Source organism: Microcoleus sp. bin38.metabat.b11b12b14.051, assembly GCF_013299165.1.
In the GTDB taxonomy this organism is placed as follows: Bacteria; Cyanobacteriota; Cyanobacteriia; order Cyanobacteriales; family Microcoleaceae; genus Microcoleus.
Map to the genome: position 1 here is coordinate 43976 of NZ_JAAFKD010000003.1, position 17395 is coordinate 61370.

Annotated in this window: 15 protein-coding genes; 6 read left to right on the forward strand and 9 right to left on the reverse strand. The window is 45.1% G+C overall.

The annotated features are described in order from the left end of the window. Positions 1–5: 5 nt before the first annotated feature. Positions 6–671 carry an L-threonylcarbamoyladenylate synthase gene (locus tag QZW47_RS04620; RefSeq protein ID WP_293124503.1) on the forward strand — a complete coding sequence of 222 codons (666 nt, stop codon included), beginning with the start codon at positions 6–8 and terminating at the stop codon, positions 669–671. A 516-nt stretch (positions 672–1187) separates the two neighbouring features. On the opposite strand, the gene QZW47_RS04625 is transcribed toward QZW47_RS04620, so the two are convergent. Beyond that, positions 1188–1472, reverse strand: a complete 285-nt coding sequence (locus QZW47_RS04625; RefSeq protein WP_293124505.1) for a DUF427 domain-containing protein — start codon at positions 1470–1472, stop codon at positions 1188–1190. Between the two features lie 97 nt (positions 1473–1569). Between QZW47_RS04625 and recQ the strand changes: the two genes are divergently transcribed. The 3 genes from recQ to QZW47_RS04640 are packed head-to-tail and all read left to right on the forward strand — an operon-like array spanning position 1570 to position 5623. Further along, positions 1570–3765, forward strand: coding sequence for a DNA helicase RecQ (recQ, locus tag QZW47_RS04630; protein WP_293124507.1), 2196 nt, complete (start codon positions 1570–1572; stop codon positions 3763–3765). 59 nt (positions 3766–3824) lie between these two features. After that, on the forward strand, positions 3825–4946 hold the full coding sequence (locus QZW47_RS04635; protein ID WP_293124509.1) for an AAA family ATPase: 1122 nt from the start codon (positions 3825–3827) through the stop codon (positions 4944–4946). Then, entirely contained in the window at positions 4943–5623 is a 681-nt protein-coding gene (locus tag QZW47_RS04640; RefSeq protein WP_293124511.1) for a hypothetical protein, read from the forward strand. The genes QZW47_RS04635 and QZW47_RS04640 overlap by 4 nt, the downstream gene beginning before the upstream one ends. A 170-nt stretch (positions 5624–5793) precedes the next feature. Here the strand turns inward: QZW47_RS04640 and QZW47_RS04645 are convergent, their stop codons facing one another. The 3 genes from QZW47_RS04645 to QZW47_RS04655 all read right to left on the reverse strand — a co-directional run bounded on the left by QZW47_RS04645 (position 5794) and on the right by QZW47_RS04655 (position 8884). Then, entirely contained in the window at positions 5794–6534 is a 741-nt protein-coding gene (locus QZW47_RS04645) for a peptidylprolyl isomerase (RefSeq protein ID WP_293124513.1), read from the reverse strand. Between the two features lie 96 nt (positions 6535–6630). Then, positions 6631–8349 (reverse strand): calcium-binding protein, encoded by a 1719-nt coding sequence (locus tag QZW47_RS04650; RefSeq protein ID WP_293124515.1) that lies wholly within the window; start codon positions 8347–8349, stop codon positions 6631–6633. Positions 8350–8566: 217 nt separating this feature from the next. Then, positions 8567–8884, reverse strand: coding sequence for a hypothetical protein (locus QZW47_RS04655; protein ID WP_293124517.1), 318 nt, complete (start codon positions 8882–8884; stop codon positions 8567–8569). Between the two features lie 40 nt (positions 8885–8924). Here QZW47_RS04655 and QZW47_RS04660 point away from each other — a divergent pair, with 40 nt between their 5' ends. After that, complete coding sequence (locus QZW47_RS04660; protein WP_293124519.1) at positions 8925–9092, forward strand: hypothetical protein; 168 nt, start codon at positions 8925–8927, stop codon at positions 9090–9092. On the opposite strand, the gene QZW47_RS04665 is transcribed toward QZW47_RS04660, so the two are convergent. The 4 genes from QZW47_RS04665 to QZW47_RS04680 form a co-directional block, all read right to left on the reverse strand. Next, positions 9089–9391 carry a hypothetical protein gene (locus QZW47_RS04665; protein ID WP_293124521.1) on the reverse strand — a complete coding sequence of 101 codons (303 nt, stop codon included), beginning with the start codon at positions 9389–9391 and terminating at the stop codon, positions 9089–9091. The genes QZW47_RS04660 and QZW47_RS04665 overlap by 4 nt on opposite strands. 178 nt (positions 9392–9569) lie before the next feature. Beyond that, positions 9570–9869 carry a hypothetical protein gene (locus tag QZW47_RS04670; protein WP_293124523.1) on the reverse strand — a complete coding sequence of 100 codons (300 nt, stop codon included), beginning with the start codon at positions 9867–9869 and terminating at the stop codon, positions 9570–9572. Positions 9870–10427: 558 nt separating this feature from the next. Continuing rightward, the gene (locus QZW47_RS04675; protein WP_293124525.1) at positions 10428–10892 is read right to left on the reverse strand and encodes a HetP family heterocyst commitment protein; all 465 of its coding nucleotides are present in this window, start codon (positions 10890–10892) and stop codon (positions 10428–10430) included. A 117-nt stretch (positions 10893–11009) separates the two neighbouring features. After that, positions 11010–12812, reverse strand: a complete 1803-nt coding sequence (locus QZW47_RS04680; RefSeq protein ID WP_293124527.1) for an HlyD family efflux transporter periplasmic adaptor subunit — start codon at positions 12810–12812, stop codon at positions 11010–11012. Positions 12813–12890: 78 nt separating this feature from the next. On the opposite strand from QZW47_RS04680, the gene QZW47_RS04685 reads away from it, so the two are divergent. Further along, positions 12891–13076 carry a hypothetical protein gene (locus QZW47_RS04685; protein ID WP_293124529.1) on the forward strand — a complete coding sequence of 62 codons (186 nt, stop codon included), beginning with the start codon at positions 12891–12893 and terminating at the stop codon, positions 13074–13076. A 2-nt stretch (positions 13077–13078) separates the two neighbouring features. Here QZW47_RS04685 and QZW47_RS04690 read toward each other — a convergent pair whose 3' ends face one another. Then, complete coding sequence (locus QZW47_RS04690; RefSeq protein WP_293124531.1) at positions 13079–16255, reverse strand: ABC transporter transmembrane domain-containing protein; 3177 nt, start codon at positions 16253–16255, stop codon at positions 13079–13081. Positions 16256–17395 lie beyond the last annotated feature (1140 nt).

Consider the following 17395-nt stretch of genomic DNA (forward strand, 5'->3'; position numbering starts at 1 on the left):
TTAACATGGCAATTATTTACGGACTCCATCCAGTTGCACCCCAGAAAGACCGGATCGAGAAGATTACAAAATCTCTCAAAGATGGGGCAGTGATGCTTTATCCAACAGATACAGTTTACGCGATCGGCTGCGATCTCAACTCCAAATCTGCCGTAGAACGAGTCAGGCGGATCAAGCAACTATCCAATGATAAGCCCTTAACCTTCTTGTGCTCCTCATTGTCAAATATCACCGAGTATGCTGCCGTCACCGATGAAGCATACAGAATCATCAAGCGGTTAATCCCCGGGCCGTATACATTTCTGCTACCAGCTAGCAAGTTAGTGCCAAAATTGGTAATGAACCCAAAACGCAAAACCACGGGAATTCGCGTTCCCAACCACCCGCTTTGTTTTACACTGCTAGAATCTTTGGGAAATCCGATTATTTCCACATCTGCTCACATTACCACTGATGATGAAGGTGCAGCACCAGTGCCGGAATCTAAAGCAGAAAGCTTTGGCAAAGCCGAACTTTTTGACTGTTTTTTAAAGTTAGTAGATATCATTATCGATGATGATTCCGATCCGGGATATCAAGTCTCTACGATTCTCGATTTGACAGAAAGCGAACCAATTGTAGTTCGTCGCGGCTTGGGATGGGAAGCAGCCGCCGCCTGGGAGAAAGATTAACATTTGAGGGCTATTGCGCTTCTCCAACAGTCCGCCGGGGGTTCAAAACCCCCGTCTCATAGCAAAAGTCCTCTCAAAGAGGACTGCTAAATATAGCGGTTATCCTGTTGAATTAAATTTATGTAAATCCTGTATTTTAACTGGTTCCCAGGCTTAGCCTTGGAACCTATATCCAGAGGCTCTGCCTCGCCTGGGAAAATGGAGGCAGAGCCTCCGGATATGCGTTACTTTCGCTTAGCCTGGTAACGAGTTATGAGGCAGAGAAGCCGTCCGAAATTTTGATTGAAAGGACTTTTAAAATCTTGTTTACTGAATAAAAAAAAGTAATTTTAACCGTCCATTCTTCAACCCACGGAGGTGGGTTTTGTTTGTATAGACGCGGTTTTAACCGCCCGGTTGTCTGTTTAAATTAATTTAAATTAAATTTAAATAACCCGTAGGGACACAACAATGTTGTGTCCTCTATCTTGACCGATAACTTATCGAAATCGCGGCTAATCAGCCTACGAAAACCAACTAAGCCTCAACCTTAACTCCTTTCCAAAAAGCCACATATCCTGCAATATTTTTAGCAGCATCCTTCGGAGTAGGATAGTACCAAGCAGCATCCTTATTGACTTGACCGCCGACCTCAACACTGTAATAACTAGCAACACCTTTCCAACCGCAAGTAGTGTTAGTGCTGCTGTCCTTGAAATACTCGCGGTTGATTGCATCCGCCGGGAAATAATAGTTGTTGTCTACAACTTCGCACTTATCGCTCTCGGCCAAAACGGCACCATTCCAAATTGCTTTCGGCATCGGTTTATCTGCTTAAATTGAGATTCTCAAATATTGTAACTGTATTTGTGCTCAAAAGACCTAGAATAGGGTAGAAGTCACCAACCAATTACAGCAAATGTCAGGGTCGAATCCGCCAACATCTCTCGCGCCCTCATCCCTCGAACAATCCCTCAAACATTTCTTTGGCTATGACTCTTTCCGCCCAGGGCAACGGGAAATAGTCGAAGCTGCTCTCCAACAACGCGATATGATGATTGTCATGCCGACTGGCGGTGGCAAGTCTTTGTGCTTTCAATTACCGGCTTTATTGAAACCGGGATTGACGGTGGTGGTTTCGCCACTAATTGCCCTGATGCAAGATCAGGTGGAAGCTTTGCAGGATAATGGGATTGGGGCGACTTTTCTCAACAGCACTTTGAGCGCGATGGAAACCCGATCGCGCTCCACAGCAATTCTCGAAGGTAAAATAAAACTGCTGTATGTTGCGCCAGAAAGGTTGCTGGGCGAGAGATTCTTACCGTTTTTAGATATAGTAGCTTCTAAGTTAGGAATTTCGGCATTTGCGATCGACGAAGCCCACTGCGTTTCAGAATGGGGGCACGACTTTCGACCAGAATACAGACAAATGGAGCGAGTGCGCGATCGATATCCCGACATCCCCATCATGGGACTAACCGCCACCGCAACCGAGCGCGTCCGCCAAGACATCATCCAGCAGCTAAACCTGCGAAATCCCTACATCCACGTCGCCAGCTTCAACCGCCCCAACCTATACTACGAAGTCCGCCCCAAAACCAAGCACAGTTTTGCCGAAGTCCTGCAAATCATCCAAAAAAAAGGCGGTTCAGGAATCATCTACTGCCTCAGCCGGAAAAAAGTTGACGAAGTTGCCTACAAATTGCAGCAAAGTGGCATCCAAGCCTTACCATACCATGCCGGGATGAGTGATAGCGATCGATCGACCAATCAAACCCGCTTCATCCGCGACGACGTGCAAATAATGGTAGCAACAGTCGCCTTCGGTATGGGAATCAACAAACCCGACGTGCGATTTGTAATTCACCACGACTTACCCAAAAACCTCGAAGGATACTATCAAGAATCAGGCCGCGCCGGCAGAGACAACGAACCATCCCACTGCACCTTATTTTTTGGATTCGGCGATGTCAAAACCATCGAATACATCATCGAACAAAAACCCGACGAACAAGAACAAAGAATAGCCCGCCAACAACTACGGCGAGTAATCAACTATGCAGAATCCACCAATTGCCGCCGCACAGTCCAACTAAGTTATTTCGGCGATTCATTCCCCGGCGATTGTGGCAACTGCGACAACTGTTGCAACAAAAAACCAGTAGAAGATTGGACTATTGAAGCCATGAAATTTCTTTCCTGCATCGCCAGATGCCAAGAGAAATTCGGCATGAATCATATTATCGACGTGCTGCGCGGCTCAAAAAGTCAAAAAATATTGCAATACCAGCACAACCAACTTTCCACCTACGGCATCGGCAAAGATAGAAGTGCCGAAGACTGGAAAAGATTGAGCCGTTCCCTAATCAACCAAGGTTTTTTAGACGAAAAAACAGACGGCTTTCCCATTTTGAAACTCAACGAAAAAAGTTGGGAAATCATGAAACGCCAGCGCACAGTCGAAATTGCGATCGAAGCGGCGCGAGAAGTCCAGGGAAGAACTCGATCTTTAGCAGTAGAAGTCGAAGGTTTATTTGCCATCCTGCGGACACTTCGCAAACAAATAGCCGACGAACAATTTGTGCCACCTTACGTAGTATTTGCAGACAAAAGCTTGCGAGACATGGCAGAAAAACGCCCGCAAAACCTCACAGAATTTGAGGAAGTTTACGGAGTCGGCAGCAACAAACGAGACAAATATGGCAAAGTTTTCTTAGCAGCAATTCGCACTTTTTGCAAAGAACAAGGATTGCCAACAGGTGCCGCATCTTCTGATGTCAGCAATCTTCCCCATGTTGCTAATGGCCCATCTTATTCGCAGATGCAAACCTGGGAATTATACCGACAAGGTTTGACAGTTCAAGCCATAGCCAATGCGCGGGGCATGAGTCCTAATACTATTTCCGGGCATCTGGTAGAATTGATGGATATGGGCAAGGAAGTTGATATAAATTTGTTGGTTGACTCGGAAAGCCAGCAGGCTATTGTCCAAGCAATTGAAGTGATTGGAGATGAAAGAATGAGAGCAATTTACGAGTATTTGAATGAACGTTATACGTTTGATGATATTAAGTTTGTGCGCGCTTGGTGGCGGCAAAATTATGTTAGTTTTTAACCGCAGATGTAGCTGATAAACGCTGATGGACGCAGATTATTAAGAGATGGAATAGAGGCATGAGAATTAAACAAGTAGCTTTTTGGGATAATGAATTAGAGTGGCGTTTTGAACCGATCTATTTTTCAAATCTAGCATTGCTAGTTGGGGTGTCTGGTGTTGGCAAAACTCAAATACTCAAAGGAATTTTGCGTTTAAAAGAGATAGCAAATGGTGCTTCATTAAACGGTTTAGCGTGGGATATCACATTTTCTACAATCAACGATGTGGAGTACCAATGGCAAGGCGAGTTTGAAACAAAAAAAAATCCTGTCATAATTCCTAACCAGGAAGACGAAGCCCATAACTTTAGGATTGTTCGCGAGCATTTATCTAAAAATGGAGATACAATCATCGAAAGAAACTCTACTGAAATCAAGTTCAAAGGAAATATAACACCCAAATTATCACCGTTTCAAAGTGCAGTCCAAATCCTAAATCAAGAAGAAGATATTTTACCTGTTCAGCAAAGTTTTAATAAAATTATTGACAGCGGTAATTCTAGTTCGGTTAATGAATTTTACGATATACCTATTAGGCTAATATCGACGATTGTAAAAAGTGATATTTTATTAGATAAGGTTAAATCAAGTAATCTGCCTCTTCAGATAAAAATAGCTTTAATTTATCGCGACTCAAATATTTTTAATGAAATTAAACGTGCATTCATAGAGATTTTCCCTCAAGTGGAAAATATCAAAATAGAAGCCGTTGAAGATGAGGATTCATCATTTACAAGTTTTCCCATTCAGATAAAAGAAAAAGGTGTCAATAATTGGATCGAGCAAAATAACATTTCTTCGGGAATGCTCAAGACTCTCATTCTGATTAGCGAACTCTATTTATCCCCAGAAGGAACGGTGATTTTGATTGATGAATTTGAAAATAGTCTGGGCGTTAACTGTATCGATATTGTTACAAATTTGCTCACGGAAAACCGAAATATTCAATTCATTCTCACCAGTCATCACCCGTACATTATCAACAACATTAGCATGGAATACTGGAAAATAGTAACCCGCAAAGGAGGCATCGTAACGGTAACTGATGCAAAAGATTTGAACTTGGGAAAATCTAGGCATCAGGCTTTTACGCAATTGATTAATCTCGAAGAATATAACGAAGGAATCAAAGTTGAATGAATTTGTATTTTTTAGTCGAAGGGATGCAATCGGAGAGAAAGGTTTATCCAGCTTGGTTAAGTCATCTACTGCCAGAATTAACGCAAGTTCACAGTTACGATGAGGTGAAGGAAAAAAATTATTACCTGATTAGTGGTGAAGGATATCCATCATTATACGATTTTATTGGGCCTTCGGTTGAGGAAATTAACTTAAGCGGCAAATACAACTATTTTGTAGTGTGTCTTGATGCCGAGGAAAATACTGTTGCTGAGCGACACGCAGAAATTTATAATTTTTTAGCTCGGCAAAAGCTAGTATTAAAGAATACAGAATTTGTACTAATTGTTCAAAATCGCTGCTTGGAAACTTGGCTGCTGGGCAATCGCAAGATTTACTCAAAACAGCCTCAAAACCAACCTTTATTAGATTATACTAAATATTATGATGTTTCAGTTGACTGTCCTGAAACAATGGGCAAATATCGAGAATTTAATACTCACGCTCAGTTTCATGGAGCTTATTTAAAAGCGTTATTTGAAGCGAAAAACACTACATATTCTAAAAAAAGACCGGCAGATGTACTCAAGTCGTTTTATTTAGAAAACCTATTGAAAAGAATTGAAGAGAAGCCACAACAACTGACTACTTTTCGTCATTTTGTCAATTTTTGTAAGATAGTTCAATCCAAATTGTAAGATCAAAGTCCAATATATTAACCGCACGCACTATCAGTTCGTTCGTAGTGCGGACTTCAGTCCGCTCTCAGACTGCGGACTGAAGTCCGCACTACGAACCATTTTTTTATGGTAATCTAAATACCCTAAGTTGGAAATGATAAATTATGACTCTGTACTCCGGGTACACGCTATACTTTACAATTGTACAATAAATAGTTGACCTCATTAGCCAGCCATTCGTTAAACAGATTGTGCAATATTTCTTGATATCGTTCAGGCGTTAATTCCGCCGGTATAAACTTTTCAACCATGAACAAGTGATATCCTCGCTCTGTTTCAATTGGACGAATCACTTCCCCAGGTTTAGCGCTAAATACGGCGACGGCTATATCTGGTTTTAAACCCCACCGATAAACTTTGCCTTCGCAACCGCATAAATGCCGACGACTTTCGTCAATGTCGTAAAGATGGGCGGCATCAAAAAAGCTGATTTCTCCTTCTTGAATTTCATAAAATATTTCTTGGGCAAGTTGTAGGTTGGCAACAATTATTTGATAAAGAATGATTTGGTCGAATTGCAATTTGCTTTGCACGAAAATCTTTTCTACGTCTTTGGCAAATAACTGTTCCGCTAATTTTTGGGAGAGAATTTGATAGCAAATTCCGGCCTCTAAGTCTTCTACGGAAATCATCTGCTCCGCCAGCCAAGCAATCGTATCCGCTGCTTTCTCCAGACGCTTCTCGCGCCGCAGCTTGTCGCCGGCAACTTGAATTTCTTCGGGAGTCACAGTTAACCGCCGTTCCTCGGCTGCTTTGTCAATAACTTTTTTCTGCAATACTTGTTGACAAAAGGGCTTTAATTGCCGCTGTTGTCTGAGTAGTTTGATTATTTCAGTTGATTCAATCAATGGCTGGTAAAAGTCTTTCATCTTTCTGTCTCAAGCTATAGAAGTTGATTCAGCTCATCCCCCCGATGCTTCCTGCTGGGGAGTTCGTGTTGACGGTTAACGGCTAGCTACAAGGCTTTATGCAAGCAAACTGATAAAATCAGTATTGGTTAAAGTTGTTGCACCCGCTGCGTTCACTGTTCCCAAAACAACGGCTAAAATTCGATCGCCATTATTTGAACTAAACTTGACCAGAGTTGCGTCTGCGGTACCGTTACCGTCCGTATCAAACGCCACCAGTGCAATGTCAGCAGCAGAAAGTCCGCCTGTCAGCCCAATTTTATCACCTTCAGCGGCATTGAAATCAACGACTGTATCCGCTAAAAATAGATTAGCTACAGAACTCGTTGTTTCAGGTCTAAATACAAACGTATCAGCGCCGGTACCTCCAATCAATGTATCGATGCCGAAGTCGCCACACAGAAAATCGTCGCCGTTACCGCCAATCAGCAAATCTTGACCTCTTCCTCCCCGCAAAGTGTCGTTTCCGTCGCCTCCGTCGATCGTATCGTTACCTCTGTTACCTTTGACAATATCGTCGCCATCTCCTGCCAAAACTAGATCGAACCCGCTACCACAAGTAATCACATCAATGTCGTCGGTACCCAGCCAATATCCGCCGCCGTTGCTGTCGTAGGTGACAGTTAATTCCGTAGGATTGTTTTCTGAGGGGGTAATTTCTGGGGGTGGGGCTGTATCAGCATTGCTGTTGTTGGTACTGTTATCGGGAAGTGCGATCGACAAATTGCTGGTAGCGTTATCTGTTGGCTCAGCAATTATCGTACTCTCGCCACCACCACCGGTACTTTCAGGAGACAAATTAGAAGGACTTGAATTGCTAGAAGTTCCGTCAGTCACCGCAGCAAGTGGCCCACCGTCATTATTTGAGGGTGTTGGAGTTGGTGCTGGTGTTGGTGTTGGCGCAGGAGTTAGCCGTATTGGTATTGGTATTGGCGCAGGTGTTGGTGTTGGTGTTGGCGCAGGTGTTGGTGTTGGCGCTGTGATATTAATTGCCGGTGCAGAGTCTGTAGCCGCCGCAGGTGTCGGTGCAGGAGTTGGTGCAGGTGTCGGTGCAGGTGTCGGTGCAGGTGTTGGTGCAGGTGTTGGTGCTGGTGCAGGTGCTGGTGCAGGTGTCGGTGCAGGTGTTGGTGCTGGTGCAGGTGTCGGTGCAGGTGTTGGTGCTGGTGTTGGTGCTGGTGTTGGTGTCGAAGCAGTGGCGATCGTAGTCGGCGGAGTATCTAAACCACTGCTAGCTGACGCGATCGCGCTACTAGAAGTGCCACCGGGAGTCCATGCTGTCTGAGTGCTGGTGCTGCTCCCAGTCGGAGAAGTTGCTGTCGCGCTGCTGGTGCTGCTCGCACCGCTGCTGTCTCCTAATGGCGCAGGTGTTGGTGTGGGCGCAGGCGCAGGTGTTGGTATGGGCGCAGGCGCAGGTGTTGGTGTTGGTGCAGGCGCAGGTGTTGGTATTGGTGCTGCTGCTGGTGCTGCTGCTGGGGCAGAAGCAGTGGCGCTAGTAGTTGGGGGCGCGACTGTAGAAGCACTCGCTGTTGCGCTGCCGCTGCTCGATGTAGCCCCCGCAGCATAAGCAGTCTCGCTACTGGTACTGCTTCCCATCGGGGAAGTGCCTGTCGCGTTGCTGGTACTGCCCGCACCACTACTATTTACAAAGGAACTAGACTTGCTGGAACTGCTGCTGCTGCCCGCACCAGGGTTATTCGCCTGCGAATTCAAGGTGTTTAAACTATTGCTGTTTCCAACAATATTATTTAAGGGATCAGATGAATTTAAGGAAGGCATCGCGATTTATCTCCTTTTACCTGTATGGCTGTCCCGCAGAATTTTTATTAAATTTGATTTAGCCATCACAATCACCATCAAAACACCTTTTAAAATTTGAAACCCACCTGACACTCGCCGGGACTATAACAGTTTTATATTGGGTGAGTACAGCCTGATAATTACCTTTTTTCCAATTACCATTTCTGATTCAACTGCCAACCGCGATCGCAAATCATTAGGGGTGACCGCTAGAGATGAACAAAGATCTGCTATCGTTCAATGACACAGAATAACTGTTGTCAGTACGAGCGTAAGAGTTAGCTGTAGCTGAGGCTTCAGTAAAAGCCATATAAGGGCTAACATAGACCTTTGTGTAAGCGTTAGCCTCAGTCGAGGTATTTTGGCCAATAGCAAAAGCATTAGCATCAGCACTGCCAAATCCATAGGTAGCAAAAGTTTGAGCGCTACCAGTCGCGCGCGTATAACCAGCACCTACAAGTTTGCTCGCTCCTGAAACTGCCTCTACATAATAATCTAAATCATCAATAATCATGTTTTTTGCACCGGAACAATTTTTAGTGGCTGCTTAGCTGATGTTAGAAAGCGAGCCAGCCAACGCCATTAAGTATGTTGGCACAGTTCAAAACAGCTATGTAAAGTTGGGCAAGGATTTCTGGCTGACTTATCTCGATCTCAATCCAGCAATTCTTGCATTGCTTTACATAGCTGGGTTTTTGACTGCTTGTCTGCGCTATTGTTAGCACCCGCAGAAGCTAAAACCAGAACTAGCTGCGATCGAAGTACCGCTAGAGGAAGAGCTGTAAGGTGTGGTGACTGCGTTGTTGAAGGTCTGAGTCAAACTGCCGGGGCCGTAGGCGGAGGCGTTAGATTCAGCAGTGGCTGCATGACCGTAAACATACACGTTCGAGCTGATGTATTTATTCAGGCTGAAACGCTCGTTGAAATACACGTTCGAGTAGTCATTGCCTAAGTCAAAACCGCCGACTACGCTGGTGGATTCAGCAACTACTTCGACATGGTTTAAGTCTGAGATAATCATGGTTTTTCTCCGCGAGGTTCAATGTAGTTTGTGTAAAGATTGCAAGATTTGTTCGAGGAGTTTAAACTGTCGTTACCGTGAGGGTTTTACTGACTGTTTGACGGTCAAGCTGCTACGGCGATGCGATGGATTGAGTTTAAACTCCAACGTGAGCGAGAGTCTGGCTTGAGTGTGGTGATTACCAGCGGTAGTAGAAACCAGAACTAGCTGCGATCGAAGTACCGCTAGAGGAAGAGCTGTAAGGTGTGGTGACTGCGTTGTTGAAGGTCTGAGTCAAACTGCCGGGGCCGTAGGCGGAGGCGTTAGATTCAGCAGTGGCTGCATGACCGTAAACATACACGTTCGAGCTGATGTATTTATTCAGGCTGAAACGCTCGTTGAAATACACGTTCGAGTAGTCATTGCCTAAGTCAAAACCGCCGACTACGCTGGTGGATTCAGCAACTACTTCGACATGGTTCAGGTCTGAGATAATCATGGTTTTTGTCCTTTTAATTGAGTGGTTGTTTGAAGCAACCTTGTTTTCTTTTGATGTACCTAATATATCTGGACTAATTAGAGCTGTGTTGCCAATTTGGCAGATTTATTTTAAATTAAAAGCGCAATGTAACTTCATGAATATATGTTAATTATTTGCTCCACGACTACACAAGATATCTCTATGAGTCATGGACGAATCAACCGGGTTCGATCGACGAGAATACTGGCTTTTAGGTATAGATATAAGTTGATAAACCCTGTTTCTGAGAGTAAGGAGTGCGTGCTACAATGTCTGCATTTAGACACGGAAACCAGCCTCATTTTATACTTGATAAACGAGACTGGAATTAGATTTTAGTATTTGGATCGACGATCGCCCTTACAGACAAACCCTGCTCCAGCTCAACAGCATGAATTGCAGATAAGTTGGTCTTTTTTGAGTCGCAAACACATTATCAGGGACGATCGCACAACAGTGTTGCCATTTTGGCAGAAAACTCCGAAAACCCGGCTTGTAGCGACTCAACACTCCTTGAACCGGGTTGTCTCGACTAAATTACTTGCCCGCAAAATTCAACCAGCGCGTCTTCAAGCCCGGAAAAAATCCTTGATTTTGAACATCAACCGCCGGCGCCGAGATATTTGAACCTTCGCCACCGACTTGGGCGACAAAACCTGCGGTATCTGAGTACAACTCGCTCAAAGCCGGAGTTACATAACCCCCTCGAACTCCGACTCGTTTGTCCCTAGCCACCTCCAGATAATCTAAATCGGCAATTTTGCCCAATGCAGACTTAGTTTCCGATTTACTAGACTTGTAGATTTCGGTGTTTTCCTTGAGCAAGCGGTTGGAAGTGCGGTAGGGGATATAGTCGAGCGGGTTGTAACCAGTACAGCGCAAAAGTAAAAAACAAGCCCAAGAATACTTTCCTGCCAAAATTGCTGATATTATCTCATCCAATTGTTCGGGTTTGATATCAACTTGGGAAGGATTTGCAGAATGGTGAAATTGGGAATTCATAGTTTTATCCTATTTTGCGTAAATTATTTGACTCTTGACTGCGGTTTGTAGTGAGGACTTTAGTCCTTCATGAATGCGGACTAAAGTCCTCACTACAAACCTTTTTTTGAGCAATGACTACAAACTCATGCCGCCTTTTTGTAGTTGCTTGAGCGGATCGAGCAAAATGTCGGCTATGCTGCGCTGGCGGATGACAATTTCCGCAGTAGCTGTCTGGCCCGCTTTGAGTTTCCAGGTTTGATTGTTGGCTTTCACTGAGTCTCGATCGATACTGACTTCCACCCGGTAAACAACACCCAATCGCTCGTCGGTTTTGCCATCCGGCGAAATCGAGACAACTTTTCCCGGCATCACGCCGTAATTTTGATAGGGAAAAGCATCGAATTTGACTTGTACAGGCATTCCGAGTTTGACAAAACCCGCTTCTCGGTTCGGCAAACTTACTTCCAGCACTAGCGGAGCTTGATCTGGGGTCATTTCTGCAATAGTTTGACCCGGTTGCACGACTTCGCCTGTGTTGTGAATGTTGAGTGCGGAAATCACTCCGCTGACTGGTGCGTAGAGAAATCTTTGTTTGAGCTTGTTTTTGGCTTGAGCGAGCAGGGTTTGGGTTTCGGCAATTTTGGATTTGACTTGATTTAATTCCATTTCCAACTGCTGAATTTTTTGCTCTTTTTGTAACTGCATTTCCCGGGCTGCTGCTTGTTTGCTGGCGGCTTCGGCTTGCAGCCGATCGACTTCTGCCTGTTGTTCGGTTAATTGGCCTTGCATTTTGCCGATCGAACTGGTGCGATCGCGCAAACCTTGCTCGACTTCAAACAGCTTTTCCTTAACCTGAGTCGTCTCAGACAGTTGACTCCTGATCGCAGCACTTTGTCTGTCGCGCACGGTTTGCTCAACCTCAAATACTCGATCGTCAGCCTGAGTTTTCTCCCCCAACTGGCTTCTAATCACGGCATTTTCGCTTTCCCGCATAGCTTCCTCAGCTTGAAACAATACATCTTTTGACAGCGCTCCCTCATCTACCAAAGGTTTGAGCCGCCCGATCCGCTCTTTGTGAGCAGCCACTTTTGCTTGCAATTGTGCCAGCAAGTCTTGACTCTTATTTTGCAGCGGTTTCACGCGATCGCGCCTGGCCTCTTGAGAGGTGATATCGGTTTTCAGTTGCGACAACAGATTTTGTGCCTGCTTTTCCAGAGGTTTGAGCTGTTCCTGCCGCGCTTTCTGAGACACTACATCTGCGTGCAATTGCTCGATTTGAGACTGCGTGGTAGCCACGGAGGCGCGAGATCTGTCGATCGCAGCTTGGGCCCCCCGCTTGTCCGCCGCAGCAATCGCTTGGCTCGCCTGAGATTCCAGTCGAGTTCTCTCGATCGAACTAACCTCCTGCACCAATTGAATCTCATAAGCGCCCAGCATTTTATCGAGACGTTCCACCTCGCTCGAAGCAGTGGACGGGTCTAATTCCGCCAATAATTGTCCAGCTTTGATTTTTTGACCTTCTTTGATCGCGAGGTTAATAATTTTTCCAGTCTCAGTCGGATGAATTTTGTAAATATCGCCTTTGGGAACTAATTTGCCCTGAGCGTGACCGACTTGATCGATTTTCCCCAAAGTTGCCCACACTCCAAAAACTACGGAAAAAACCATTCCTCCTAAGATCAATAGATGGGGAAAAGATACTGGTGGCTGGTCGAGTACCGAGTGCAAAGAAGTAGACCAATTATCAGTCTCAGGCTGCCGGAATTTTCCAATATTGATACCGTCATTAGTTTGAGAGGAGCGATTTTTCGATTCGACAATTTCTAAAGAGCGGTCTTTTTTTCTGGCTTCATTTTCTTGCCTTAAAGCTACGCCCCCATAGACTTCAGCTATCTCATCAGGAGAGGCGCTTAATTCTGTGCCATGTTGTGAAACCATGATATTTACTCCAAATAGGTAAGTGGTAATTGGTAATTGGTAATTAGAAATTGGTAATCGGTAATTGGGAATTGGTAATTGGTAATTGGGAATCGGGAATTGGTAATTGGGAATTGGGAATTGGAAATTGGAAATTGGGAATTGGGAATTAGTCTTGTGTTGGTTGCTAATGACAACTGCCAACTGCCAACTGCCAACTGCCAACTGTCAACTGCCAACTGCCAACTGTCAACTGACAACTGTCAACTGACAACTGTCAACTGACTTTAAAGATCGAGCTGTTGTTGAGCGAGGTGAAAGTAAAGTCCGCGTTCGGCCATCAATTGGTCGTGGTTGCCTTGTTCGGCTAAAATGCCTTTGTCTAGAACCAAAATGCGATCGGCATTGCGTACTGTAGACAACCGGTGAGCAATCACAAACACAGTGCGATCGCGACTAATGCGAGCCAGATTTTGCTGGAACCTGCGCTCAGACTCGGTATCCAGTGAAGAAGTTGCTTCGTCCAAAATCAAAACTCGGGGATCGCCCAACAAAGCACGGGCGATCGCAATTCGCTGCCGCTGGCCCCCAGACAAACTCGTTCCCCTTTCCCCCACAGGAGTTTGATAACCAAGGGGCATATCTTGAATAAAAGCGTGAGCTTCTGCTAGTTTCGCAACTTCGATCGCCTCTTCCAAGCTTGCAGAATCAGCAAATCTTCCTTCCTCCCCTTGACTAGCGGGGGTTTCCAAATTTTTGTACAGCGTAATATTTTCCAAAATCGTTCCCGAAAACAAGAAACAATCTTGAGGGACAACACCCAACTGCACTCGCAGCGACTGCAAAGAAATGTGCCGAATATCGTGGCCGTCAACAGTCAGCCGCCCTTTTTCTGGATAATAGAAACCTTGCAGCAGCTTCACCAAAGTGCTCTTACCCGAACCGCTGCGGCCGACAATTGCCACAGTTTCTCCAGCTTGCACCTCAAAGCAAAGATTTTGCAGCGTATTGCGTTCCTCATCCTGAGCATAGCGGAAAGAAACATTGTCAAATTTGATGGTTCCGTGAATGCGAGGCAGCACCAGCATTGGTTTGTAAGGGCTTTCTTCAGGTTGGGCCGAGAATACGTCATCCAAACGCTCGATCGACACCAACACTTCTTGAAACTCGTCCCAAAGTCCCACCACCGAAAGCACAGGAGAAATCACACTCCCGATCATCATATTAAAAGCCACAAATTGACCGATCGTCAACTGGTCTTGAATCACCAGCATTGCCCCGTACCACAGCAAAGCCGTGCTACCCAAAGTATTAATCCCACCCCCAACTACCTGCAAAGAATTCGCCAGCTTCTGCCCCCGAAATTTAGCATTAATCATGGAGGTTAATTGGTCTTCCCAGCGCCAGCGCATTTCTCGCTCAGCAGCAGTTGCCTTAATTGTCGCCACCCCAGTGATCATTTCCACCAAAGATGAATTTTGTTTGGCACTTTCCTTAAAAACCTCCCGCGATACTTGGCGCAGAAATGGAGTTGCGACTAAAGTCAAAATCACGATCGGCGGAATCAAAGCCAGCACCAACAAAGCCAGACGCCAGTTATAGTAAACCATCAGTCCGATGTAAACCACAGCCATCAAAGCATCCAACCAAGCAGTAATAGCTTGGCGAGTCAAAAACGACTGAATTTTTTGATTTTCCTGAACCCGAGTCAAGATGTCGCCCACCTGACGAGATTCAAAAAACTTGATCGGCAAACTGAGAGTATGACTGATAAATCCGCTAATTAAAGTCAGGTCAATGCGGTTGGACAAGTAATCCAGCAAATACTGTCTCGTTGCGCTCAACAGCGATCGCCAAACACTAAACATCAGCAGCCCTATCGCAAAAACGTGCAGAGTGACGATGCTTTTGCTGACAACTACTTGGTCGAGAATTACCTGGGTAAATAGGGGAGTCACTATCCCAAATAGTTGGAGCAACAAGGAAAGTACGAGGATTTGGGCGATCGCAGCGCGGTAGGGCCAGATTATGCCCAGAAAATTTTTAACTTTGATGCCTTTATGTTCGGCACTGTGATTGCGGTATAGTTCCGCTGTCGGGTCTAAAATCAGGGCATACCCAGTCCAATTTTCGGTAAAAGTTTTAAGGCTCATCCACCGCTTACCCGCCGCCGGATCGGCAACTAAAACCTGTTGATTTTTAAAGCGGTAAACAGCAACGTAGTGATTGCCTTGCCAGTGAGCGATCCAGGGATTTTGATTGCGAAGCGGAGTTAAAGAAGCTCGCACGGGACGGGTTTGAAATCCCATCCTTTCCGCTGCTTTTGCCAAACTTTTTAGGGAGGCGCCACTGCGGCCGATTTCCGCTAATTCGCGCAAGTAATTCAGGCTGAATTTCTTACCCCAATATTCGCTAATCATGGCTAAGCAGGTAGCTCCGCAATCTGCTGTACTCTGTTGTTGAATAAATGGGTGTCCGCTACTCAACCATCTGCGCCGCTTGGGCTTGGGGAAACTGATGATTCCGGATGCCGATTTGGGAGACTCGACTGCGGTTAATTTTGATTGCTCAGTTTTTGAGGTAAATGAGGCATTTTTTGGTGCGGCTACTAAGCTTAAGTTCGGAGGTTTGCGGATTATTTTTGGACGGGCATTGCTGTCGGAAGCAATTGTGGCTTTGGCGATTTCCCACTGTTTTGAGCTAAGCTGGTAAATTAGCAGGTCTGTTGCCGCTTTCCAGTCGCTCGGTAAGTCTGAATGTCCCCAGTGACTGCCGATAGTTGGCGGTGCTTGACCTTGAATTTTACCGCTGCGGAGCCAAAAATGATTGGTGGTTTTTTGGCAGTGTTCCGCGAGGGAAACTCCGGCAGAAATTTGGCTTTCTTCTACGTAAGAAAGTAAGTGCGGCCACAGAAGCTGTTGTTGGTTGGGTTCGAGCGATCGCAAATCTGTTTGCGTCTTGAAAAATATTAACTGCTGGATCTGTTGGAATTGTTGCTGTAAGTGCTGTTGCAGTTGGGGGAATTCCTCTAAAACAAGCTGCAATTTGGCTGCATTTATGCGAGCGAGTTGGCAGGTGCCGGCTGCAATTGCCCTGTAAGGCAGTCCGCTGTCAATAAATACGTTGTCTGTCCCAAACACTGCTCCGAGTTCCAGTACCACCGCCGAAACTTCCTGGTGTTGAGAGGCTTCTACCGCTAGCAGCCTGACTCTTCCCTGGCAAACGAGATAAAAATTGCGATCGCTCTGTGCTTGTTCAAGTAAATTATTGGTATTATCCGGTGTTTGATATTGGGTGATTTCATCTCCGAGTTGAAACTCGCAAATTTCACAGGCTGTATTTAATTTGGCAACTAATGTCGGTTCTGGACTGATTTCCTCCAAGAGTTTCTCAAGAGCTAGAACAGTTGGCAATGAGGCTTGGGAGCGATCGACATAATTCTGTACCCCTAAACTTTTTTTCATAGCTTTCCCTGATTTCCCTGTTGATTTTTTTTGTCAAATTTATTTGCCTATCGCTAACCAGGTTATGCCCTATTTTGATTTTTGTTAGTGCAACCTAGCTGGCTTAAAAAAGATTTTTGATTGGGTGGCTAAAACCTCCTATTTCCAACATTTTTGACAACTTTTGGGATGTCTGAGTTAGGTTTTTTTTAGTAAACTTCGGTGATTACGTAAGTGTTGTTTTCGCTGGCTCCAATCATAGCTTACAAGATGGCTACTATGGCTACAGTTAAAGGGTAAGTTTTACATACTCTTTATAAATTACCAGTATATTCGTGGAATCTTGTGAAGATTGTGTGAAGTAAAGCCCAGCAGGCTGACACCCTACAGCCGTAAATACCGCAGATGGCTTAATTAAATCTTAAAAAATTTCAATTTTCGATAAGTTGTGCATTCCAGAAAGATTAATGTAAAGAAATATTGCTAATTAGTAGCAGGAATTCCAGGAATTAATTGACAATTGAGCCAGGGTATTTAGCCGGATTCAAGCAAAAAATTTGGAGTTTGCTTTTAGTGGGAAACCCATCGCTGGCGGACGCATCAATTTTGCAGTGGACAAACCGGGTTTTTTACTAAAATCTCACGCGAGTGGCGATCGCCCTCTCTCGATCGCCAAACAATATATCTTCAGGATATTGACATACTTTCTTAAATGTGTATTGAAGTTTCAAATTTATTGAAAACTAGCTATTAGTCCGATCGCCCTTGATACGAATCTTGTTTGTCCTGCGTTTGAGAGCGGACTGAAGTCTGCACTACGAACCTTGATACGAATCTTGTTTGTCCTGCGTTTGAGAGCGGACTGAAGTCTGCACTACGAACCTTGATACGAATCTTGTTTGTCCTGCGTTTGAGAGCGGACTGAAGTCTGCACTACGAACGTTGATACATCTTGTTTGTCCTGCGTTTGAGAGCGGACTGAAGTCCGCACTACGAACGTTGATACATCTTGTTTGTCCTGCGTTTGAGAGCGGACTGAAGTCTGCACTACGAACCTTGATACGAATCTTGTTTGTCCTGCGTTTGAGAGCGGACTGAAGTCTGCACTACGAACCTTGATACGAATCTTGTTTGTCCTGCGTTTGAGAGCGGACTGAAGTC

What these genes read in the sequence shown, in the direction of transcription:
- QZW47_RS04620 (WP_293124503.1), top strand. Translation starts at nt 6, where the DNA reads ATGGCAATTATTTACGGACTCCATCCAGTTGCACCCCAGAAAGACCGG.
- QZW47_RS04625 (WP_293124505.1), bottom strand. Translation starts at nt 1,472, where the DNA reads ATGCCGAAAGCAATTTGGAATGGTGCCGTTTTGGCCGAGAGCGATAAG.
- recQ (WP_293124507.1), top strand. Translation starts at nt 1,570, where the DNA reads ATGTCAGGGTCGAATCCGCCAACATCTCTCGCGCCCTCATCCCTCGAA.
- QZW47_RS04635 (WP_293124509.1), top strand. Translation starts at nt 3,825, where the DNA reads ATGAGAATTAAACAAGTAGCTTTTTGGGATAATGAATTAGAGTGGCGT.
- QZW47_RS04640 (WP_293124511.1), top strand. Translation starts at nt 4,943, where the DNA reads ATGAATTTGTATTTTTTAGTCGAAGGGATGCAATCGGAGAGAAAGGTT.
- QZW47_RS04645 (WP_293124513.1), bottom strand. Translation starts at nt 6,534, where the DNA reads ATGAAAGACTTTTACCAGCCATTGATTGAATCAACTGAAATAATCAAA.
- QZW47_RS04650 (WP_293124515.1), bottom strand. Translation starts at nt 8,349, where the DNA reads ATGCCTTCCTTAAATTCATCTGATCCCTTAAATAATATTGTTGGAAAC.
- QZW47_RS04655 (WP_293124517.1), bottom strand. Translation starts at nt 8,884, where the DNA reads ATGATTATTGATGATTTAGATTATTATGTAGAGGCAGTTTCAGGAGCG.
- QZW47_RS04660 (WP_293124519.1), top strand. Translation starts at nt 8,925, where the DNA reads ATGTTAGAAAGCGAGCCAGCCAACGCCATTAAGTATGTTGGCACAGTT.
- QZW47_RS04665 (WP_293124521.1), bottom strand. Translation starts at nt 9,391, where the DNA reads ATGATTATCTCAGACTTAAACCATGTCGAAGTAGTTGCTGAATCCACC.
- QZW47_RS04670 (WP_293124523.1), bottom strand. Translation starts at nt 9,869, where the DNA reads ATGATTATCTCAGACCTGAACCATGTCGAAGTAGTTGCTGAATCCACC.
- QZW47_RS04675 (WP_293124525.1), bottom strand. Translation starts at nt 10,892, where the DNA reads ATGAATTCCCAATTTCACCATTCTGCAAATCCTTCCCAAGTTGATATC.
- QZW47_RS04680 (WP_293124527.1), bottom strand. Translation starts at nt 12,812, where the DNA reads ATGGTTTCACAACATGGCACAGAATTAAGCGCCTCTCCTGATGAGATA.
- QZW47_RS04690 (WP_293124531.1), bottom strand. Translation starts at nt 16,255, where the DNA reads ATGAAAAAAAGTTTAGGGGTACAGAATTATGTCGATCGCTCCCAAGCC.